8 protein-coding genes are annotated in these 7207 nt (G+C 67.1%); 6 read left to right on the plus strand and 2 right to left on the minus strand.

Going from position 1 to position 7207, the window contains the following annotated elements:
* Nucleotides 1–206: 206 nt before the first annotated feature.
* Complete coding sequence (locus N5K27_RS16405; protein WP_018077868.1) at nt 207–1115, minus strand: LysR family transcriptional regulator; 909 nt, start codon at nt 1113–1115, stop codon at nt 207–209.
* A 397-nt stretch (nt 1116–1512) separates the two neighbouring features.
* Complete coding sequence (locus N5K27_RS16410) at nt 1513–1791, minus strand: hypothetical protein (RefSeq protein WP_025297715.1); 279 nt, start codon at nt 1789–1791, stop codon at nt 1513–1515.
* Nucleotides 1792–2024: 233 nt separating this feature from the next.
* Here N5K27_RS16410 and N5K27_RS16415 point away from each other — a divergent pair, with 233 nt between their 5' ends.
* The 6 genes from N5K27_RS16415 to N5K27_RS16440 all read left to right on the plus strand — a co-directional run.
* Nucleotides 2025–2936 (plus strand): LysR family transcriptional regulator, encoded by a 912-nt coding sequence (locus N5K27_RS16415; RefSeq protein WP_019751274.1) that lies wholly within the window; start codon nt 2025–2027, stop codon nt 2934–2936.
* Nucleotides 2937–3467: 531 nt separating this feature from the next.
* Nucleotides 3468–4229 carry a hypothetical protein gene (locus tag N5K27_RS16420; RefSeq protein ID WP_013982109.1) on the plus strand — a complete coding sequence of 254 codons (762 nt, stop codon included), beginning with the start codon at nt 3468–3470 and terminating at the stop codon, nt 4227–4229.
* A gap of 118 nt (nt 4230–4347) precedes the next feature.
* A complete protein-coding gene (locus N5K27_RS16425) occupies nt 4348–4566 on the plus strand; it encodes an AlpA family transcriptional regulator (RefSeq protein ID WP_011829925.1) in 219 nt (72 codons plus the stop codon).
* A gap of 40 nt (nt 4567–4606) precedes the next feature.
* Nucleotides 4607–5473: a ParA family protein gene (locus tag N5K27_RS16430; protein ID WP_018076212.1), complete on the plus strand. Its 867-nt coding sequence runs from the start codon at nt 4607–4609 to the stop codon at nt 5471–5473.
* The gene (locus N5K27_RS16435; protein ID WP_013982111.1) at nt 5457–5693 is read left to right on the plus strand and encodes a type II toxin-antitoxin system HicA family toxin; all 237 of its coding nucleotides are present in this window, start codon (nt 5457–5459) and stop codon (nt 5691–5693) included. Before N5K27_RS16430 ends, N5K27_RS16435 begins: the two co-directional genes overlap by 17 nt.
* Nucleotides 5686–7207: ParB family protein (locus N5K27_RS16440; RefSeq protein ID WP_279817562.1), on the plus strand; the 1522-nt coding region annotated here is incomplete at its 3' end. The genes N5K27_RS16435 and N5K27_RS16440, both read left to right, overlap by 8 nt.

Consider the following 7207-nt stretch of genomic DNA (forward strand, 5'->3'; position numbering starts at 1 on the left):
TACGAACGTTTTTTCCGATCCAGGCGTCACGGAATGGACTCGATTGTGGACTCAAGTCTTCGGCCTGGTCAACGCAGGCCGTTGCGGGTGATCCAAAGCGAGCCAAGCACATCTATCAACAGCCAGAGCATCGGATTTCATTCCGAAGTCTATCTGTCCACCGGCACATAACGCCACAGGCCGCAACGGACAGGCGAGCTGCGTCCTCAAAGGACCGGCTCATCATCGACCGGCGCGGCCCCGTCTTTCACCCGCTCGATGAATCGCCTCATGGGCTCCGAGGGTTCGCCCCGGCGGCGCAGCAGGTAGGTGGAGAGCATCGGTGGGATGCCGGCCAGGGGACGAATGGAGATGTCCGGGCGCTGTAGCGTCTGCACCTGCGAGGCGATGGCGAAGCCGATGCCGTAGCCGGCGCCGACCAGGGTCAGCATCACGCCCAGGCTGGTCACTTCGTCCACCAGCTTGAGCGGCATGTTCGTGTCCTGCAGCACCGCCTGAATCTGGTGGCGGCAACCGGAGCCCGCCTCGGGGTGGCACAGAACCAGCGGAAACTTCAAGGCTTCGGGCAGCGGCACCTGCACGTGTGCCAGCAAGGGATGGCGTGCGGGCACGATCACCGACAGCGGGTCGGTCCACACCGGCTCGGCGACGAGGCCATCATGCACCGCGTTTGACAACGCAAAGCCGATGTCCAGCAGATCGTCGTGCAGCATCTTGAGCTGCTGCGCGAACGGCAGCTCGAAGACGCGAATCTCCAGCTCGGGCTCCTCCTCACGGCTGCGTGCCAGCAGGGTGGCGATGCGGGGCTGCGCCAGGCTGTCGCAGATGGCGATGCGCAGATGGCCCTGGTAGCCCTGTGCCGCCGCCTTGGCGCTCTTGACTGCCTGCTCCACGGTGGCCATCACGCGCCGGCATTCGCCGAGGAACACCTGGCCGGCCCAGGTCAGCCGCGTCAGGCGTGTGCTGCGGTCGAACAACTGCACGCCAAGCTGGCTTTCCAGGTCGCGCATCGCACGCGACACAGGCGACTGCTCGATGCCCAGACGCTCGGCTGCACGGGCCAGATGCAGTTCTTCCGCAACTGCGACGAAGTAACGCAGCAATCTGAAATCCAAGGCCACCTCCTGTTTGTCTTCTTCTGGTTCGGCATCTCGGGCGCCAGCATCTACATCCGCATCCCGTCAGTACCTCCTTCGATTGCATCGCGTCGAAGCACTCATGCCTGTCGGGACCAGGCCCGTCGCCGACACGCGCGGAGCTGGCCGGCGCACACAGCCGGACACTGAATGCTGATGGCCAGTGTTTGCTGCTGCCATGCCAGGGCGGGCGGCCAAGCAATATGACGCAGGCGTTCCTGCGAACCAGGGCCGCGAAGACGATGCTGCGTCCGCAAGGCTGGTAAATCAGCCGGTGTGTCGAGCACCGCGCGCAGGCGCTCACGCGTGTCGGAGTTCGCGATCGGTGCAGCCGACGACGACACGCCGGCGTCAGGGCGGGCGTGCCGATGCAGTTTCATGGGGGTGTCTTTCGGCTCACCCCGGTCGTGGCCTGGTCGGTCACGAACCCAGCTCCAACACCCCGGACTTCTGCGTAGCCGCCATCCCCTGGGCGACGCGCTCGTAGATCCACCAGGCGGTCGCCGCGGATGAAGTCCTCGGGCTGCGGTTGACGCGGCGCGGAGGCCTGCAGCCGCTGCGCGAGCTGCTCGTCGCCCATGCGTTCGTCGTTCCAGAACACGCTGCCGTGGGTAGTGACGGACAGGTTCGCCACGTCGGGCTTGATCGGCTTCACTCCATTCAGACACAGATGCTAATAAGAAATATTATTGATTGTCCGTGGTTTTGTGTGATATGGCAACACCGATGGAATAACCCGGCCTTGCCTGGACACTCGCAGCCTCGCCAGCGACTGAAGGCCGGATGGCGGCAACTGGAAAGCCTCTGTGACCGGCATCGCCACCGGGAAGCACTCATGCGGTTCCCTACGGCCAGAGGAATGGACTCCACTTTCTGGGGGGGAAGTACATGAACTTACGCCATCTTCGCTGTTTCATCGCCGTGGCCGAGGAGTTGCACTTCGGCCGGGCGGCGCGAAGGCTGCATGTGGAGCAGTCACCCCTGTCGCGAACGATCCGCCAACTGGAGGCGGACTTGGGCGTGACGCTGCTGGAGCGCACGCCGCGCGGGGTGCGCCTGACCCCGGCCGGGCAGGTGTTCCTGGAGGAGGCCCGGCGCGTGCTGCTGACCCTTGAGCAAGCCCAGACCAAGGCGCGGGCGGTGGCGGCGGGACACCGGGGCACCCTGCGCATCGCCTTGGCCGGCGGCGTCGGGCGGACCCGGCTGTCGGCGCTGCTCGCGCTGTGCCGGGAGGAGGCGCCGGAAGTGGGCATCCGGCTGTTCGAGGCGCCGCTGTCGCAGGTGGTGGGCGGGCTGGGCAACGACCTGTACGACGCGGCCTTTGCGATGGCCGGCGAGATGGAGGCCGGGGTGGTCGCCATGCCGGTGTGGCAAGACCCGCTGGTGGTGGCCATACCCGCGCGGCACCCCTTGCTGGCGCACAAGCGGGTGCCGCTGGAAGAGGTGGTGGGCTACCCGCTGGTGCTGTGCCACCCGCAGGTGTGTGCGGAGTGCAGCCGGCAATGCGAGCGCCTGCTACGCCTGGTGGAGACACCGTCGGTCGTGGCCGAGTACGTGACGACCCACTCGCTGATGCTGGCCCTGGTGGCGGCCGGCTATGGCGTGGGATTTTCCACCGAGGCGCACGTGGTGGCATGCCGGCAGGCGGACGTGATCGTCCGGCCGCTGGATGAAGACTCGGCGGCGCTGACGACCTACCTGCTACATCCCGAGGGCGCGATGTCGGAGCCACTGCGCCACTTCATCGACCGTGCGCAGCGTGTCGGCCATATGCCGTTGGATACGCAACGGCTCGCATGAGGCTGTTTCAGGCGGGTTGGCCGATTCCATTTTGGTCAAACCGCCAGACCTGTTTTGTCATAGCGGGTTTCCATTGACGTTGTGCACGGGCGCGCTGCATCCAGGCGTTGCTCGCGCTTGCGGTTGGCATCCTGCGATGAAACTCGCATGCCCATCGTGGCGCGTCACAGCGAAGACGCGCGGCGCAACAGTGCTTGCCGTATGCGCATCGGCTCTGGCGTGTTGAGCTGATCGCGCTTTACTGGGCCTTTTTCCCTGCAAAGACTTTGGCCTGGTTATCCGGGTCAGGCATGGCGCCCGCGAATGACGCTGGTGACAGCATGTTTCGCGGCTTGCGAATTGTGAGTGATGGCGCCTTGCGCGGCAAGGCGCACATCTCGCATCGGAACCGGCGGTATCACCGATGCCACGGTCTTCGCCGCTTCGCCACCTGCTCGTTTCGCCCGGAGATTCCTGGACAGCCACGCACGCCGCCTGTACGGCGGGTGCGCGTGCTTGGACTCGGTGCGATGACGAATGGAGGCGCGCGATATGCCGAAGTCGAGCAGCCTGGCCGATGGCGCCAAGACCTACTACCGCCCGATCGAGGCGGCAATCCGCTGGAGCGGATTGCTGCGCTTCGAGCGGCGCATCCTGGCGGCCTTGGGAGAGCGGCCTCTGCCGGAGGCAACGGAGTTTCCGCGCTGGCCGATGCTGCGGTTGAACGCCGAAAGAATCTTCGATGCGCTGGCTCACGGCGAGATGCCGTATGGCAAGGAGGGCTTAGTGCGGGACACGCAGGGCCTGGCAATGGACGACCCGTCGCTGACGGTGCGGCACGTCGATCTGAAAGCCTGGATGGCGCACTACTACCCAGGCGAGAAACCGACGTTTCTGTTCGATGAGATCGAGCGTGCGCTTCACCCGGCGATCAGCCTGGACACAGTGGGCGCATTGCTGGTCGAACGGGAAGCGATCAAGGCGCGGCTGGCGGAACACCTGGGCGTGCTCGAGACGCTGCGCGCCGAGCATGAGGCGCTGCTGAAAACGCACGCCGCCTGCGCGGCCGACACGGAGCGTGCGAACACGCTGGGGCCGCGCAGCGAATCGACCTACCTGAACATCGTTGGCGGGTTACTGACGCTGCTGCTGGGCAAGTCGCCCAGCGGCATGCCGTATTCCAGCTTCCTGACGCAGGAGGCCATCATCAGCGCGATGGTGGCGCACCACGGCAACGCGATGGGCATCACCGAGCGCACCCTGCAGGCCAAGTTCGCACTGGCTCGGCGCAATCTGCAGAGCACAACTTCCTGAGCGATGCCAGACCGTATCTGCGGTCGCGGAAACCGCATTTGCGGTGTCTTTCTTCAACGCGGCGTTCTTAATTCGAGTCACGCCAATCAGCGCCACTGAGCGTTAAGGAGTGACCCTCATGTCTTCGCAGACCACCGCCACGGCGGCACCGACCGAGCACCGCATCCTGCGCCGCGCCGAGGTCGAAGCCAAGACCGGCTTCAAGCGCGCGCACATCTACAGCCTGATGAAGGAAGGCAAGTTCCCCAAGGCGCTGCGCCTGGGCGTGCGCGCGGTGGGCTGGGACTCGGTGGAGATCGAACAGTGGATCGCCGAGCGCCTCAAAGAACGCGCCTGACGCTTCTTCTCGGTTCATGCCATTCGACGAGGAGAAGCCCATGCAGGTGGTGTCCATCATTTCGACCAAGGGCGGCGTGGGCAAGACCACGACTGCGGCCAACCTGGGCGGCTTCATCGCCGATGCCGGGCTGCGCGTGCTGCTGCTGGACCTGGACGTGCAGCCCACGCTGTCGAGCTACTTCACGCTGGACGTGCGCGCGCCCGGCGGCATCTACGAGATGCTGGCCTTCAACGAGCGGCGCATCGAGCAACTGGTGTCGCGCACCGCGATCGCGGGCCTGGACCTGGTGCTCTCGAACGACGACCGCGGCGAACTGAACACGCTGCTGCTGCACGCTCCGGATGGGCGCCTGCGACTGCGCCATTTGCTGCCCGTCTTCCGCACGCACTATGACCTGCTGTTGATCGACACCCAGGGCGCGCGCAGCGTGCTGCTGGAGATGGCTGTGCTGGCGTCCGACCTGGCGCTGTCGCCGGTGACGCCGGAAATCCTCGCGGCGCGCGAGCTGCGGCGCGGCACGCTGCAACTGATCGAGGACATCGCGCCGTATCGGCACCTGGGCATCGAGCCGCCGCCGCTGCGCCTGCTCATCAACCGTGTGCATCCGGTGTCGTCGAACGCGCGGCTGGTCCAGCAGGCGCTGCGACAGGTGTTCCAGGAACAGGCCGGCGTGCAGGTGCTGGGCACCGACGTGCCGGCCATCGAAGCCTATCCGCGCGCTGCGACACGAGGATTGCCAGTGCACCGGGTGGAGTACCGGCAGCCGGCTGGGCGCACGGCGCCCGCGGCGCTGGAGACCATGCGCACGCTGGCCGGCGAGCTGTTCCCCGCGTGGCGGGAGTGCTTCGCGCTGGTCACCGGCCGGGCCGATGCGGGAGGGGCCAGCCATGGCGAGCGCACATGAACTGGCGCGCGGCCGTGAACGGCTGCGCGCGCTGATCGAGTTCGCGCTGGGCGAAGGCTGGCGCGTGGTGCGCACGTCCGGCGGGCACCTGAAATTCACGAAACCAGGCTGCGCGTCGATCTACACCAGTTCGACTGCGAGCGACCACCGTGCCGACCGCAATGCCCGCGCGCAACTTCGCCGGGCCGACCGGCAGGCGCAGGAGAACGGCCGTGGCTGAGCTGACGCCGCAGGACATGGCTGCCAAGCTGCTGGCCACCGGCTTCGAGCGCAGCGGCCCTTCGGCCGCGACCTTGAGCGACCCCATCGCCGACACGCCGATGATGGTGACGCTGAACCAGTTGCGGCCCTACGACCACGACCCGCGCGTGACGCGCAACCCGGCCTATGCGGAGATCAAGGCGTCCATCCGCGAACGTGGGCTGGACGCGCCCCCCGCGATCACGCGCAGGCCGGGCGAGGCGCACTACATCATTCGCAACGGCGGCAACACGCGGCTGGCGATCCTGCGCGAGTTGTGGAGCGAGACCAAGGAGGAACGCTTCTTCCGCATTGCGTGCCTGTTCCGCCCGTGGCCGGCGCGCGGCGAAATCGTGGCGCTGACCGGGCATCTGGCCGAGAACGAGCTGCGCGGCGGGCTGACCTTCATCGAGCGGGCCTTGGGCATCGAGAAGGCGCGCGAGTTCTACGAGCAGGAAAGCGGCCAGGCGCTGTCGCAGAGCGAACTCGCGCGGCGGCTGACTGCCGACGGCTATCCGGTGCCGCAGTCGCACATCAGCCGCATGAACGATGCGGTGCGCTATCTGCTGCCGGCGATCCCGACGCTGCTGTACGGCGGATTGGGCCGGCATCAGGTGGACCGGCTCGCGGTGCTGCGCAAGGCGTGCGAGCGCACCTGGGAGCGGCGTGCGCTGGGCCGCACCGTGGCCGTGGACTTCGCCACCTTGTTTCAGGACGTGCTGACGCAGTTCGACACACAGCCGGACGATTTCTCGCCGCAGCGGGTGCAGGACGAGCTGGTGGGCCAGATGGCCGAGCTGCTGGAGGTGGACTACGACACGCTGGCGCTGGAGATCAACGACAGCGAAAGCCGCCAGCGTGCGCTGACCAGCGAACCAGCGGTGCCGACGCCACCGGCAGCGCCTGTCGTGCCTGCTGCTCCTCCCCCGCCGGTCTCCACGCCTCAGCAGCCACCCGCCTCGTCTGTGCCGCGCGACGCCACGCCGGTCGCGCCTCCGGCGCCAGCAGCAACACCGCCTGCACCGACCGGAGCGCCGGAGGAACAGTACGGGCAACGCGACGAGCGTCTGCAAGGGCACATCGTGACACCGGCACCGACCACCGAGCGCCTGCTGTCCATCCAACGGATGGTCGCGGACCAGCTCGGCGACAAGCTGCCCGACTTCGAGGCCGACGCGCTGCGTGCGATCCCCGTGCAGGCTGGCGGGCTCTATCCCATCTCGGACGTCTGGTATATCGAGCCGGGGCTGGACGCGCCGGATCGCCTGCGCGTGCACATCGCGCAGTTCGCGCGCGAGATCGGCGAGGAAGCGGCGGTCGCCGACCACATCGAGGCCAGCGTCGGCGGCATCGGCTTCGTCTGCGTGGCACCGGCCGTGGGCCAGGCGAAGGCGCTGCCGGCGTTCGCGCGGGCGGTGCTGACCCTGCTGCATGTGCTGAGTGCGGCTCCGCCCTCCGCGAACGGATTGGACCGCGCGCGGCTGGCCGACGAGC

Origin of the sequence: Pigmentiphaga sp. GD03639 (assembly GCF_029845405.1) — a bacterium.
Lineage (GTDB): Bacteria > Pseudomonadota > Gammaproteobacteria > Burkholderiales > Burkholderiaceae_B > Pigmentiphaga > Pigmentiphaga daeguensis.

What these genes read in the sequence shown, in the direction of transcription:
- N5K27_RS16435 (WP_013982111.1), top strand. Translation starts at nt 5,457, where the DNA reads ATGGCGAGCGCACATGAACTGGCGCGCGGCCGTGAACGGCTGCGCGCG.
- N5K27_RS16415 (WP_019751274.1), top strand. Translation starts at nt 2,025, where the DNA reads ATGAACTTACGCCATCTTCGCTGTTTCATCGCCGTGGCCGAGGAGTTG.
- N5K27_RS16420 (WP_013982109.1), top strand. Translation starts at nt 3,468, where the DNA reads ATGCCGAAGTCGAGCAGCCTGGCCGATGGCGCCAAGACCTACTACCGC.
- N5K27_RS16430 (WP_018076212.1), top strand. Translation starts at nt 4,607, where the DNA reads ATGCAGGTGGTGTCCATCATTTCGACCAAGGGCGGCGTGGGCAAGACC.
- N5K27_RS16425 (WP_011829925.1), top strand. Translation starts at nt 4,348, where the DNA reads ATGTCTTCGCAGACCACCGCCACGGCGGCACCGACCGAGCACCGCATC.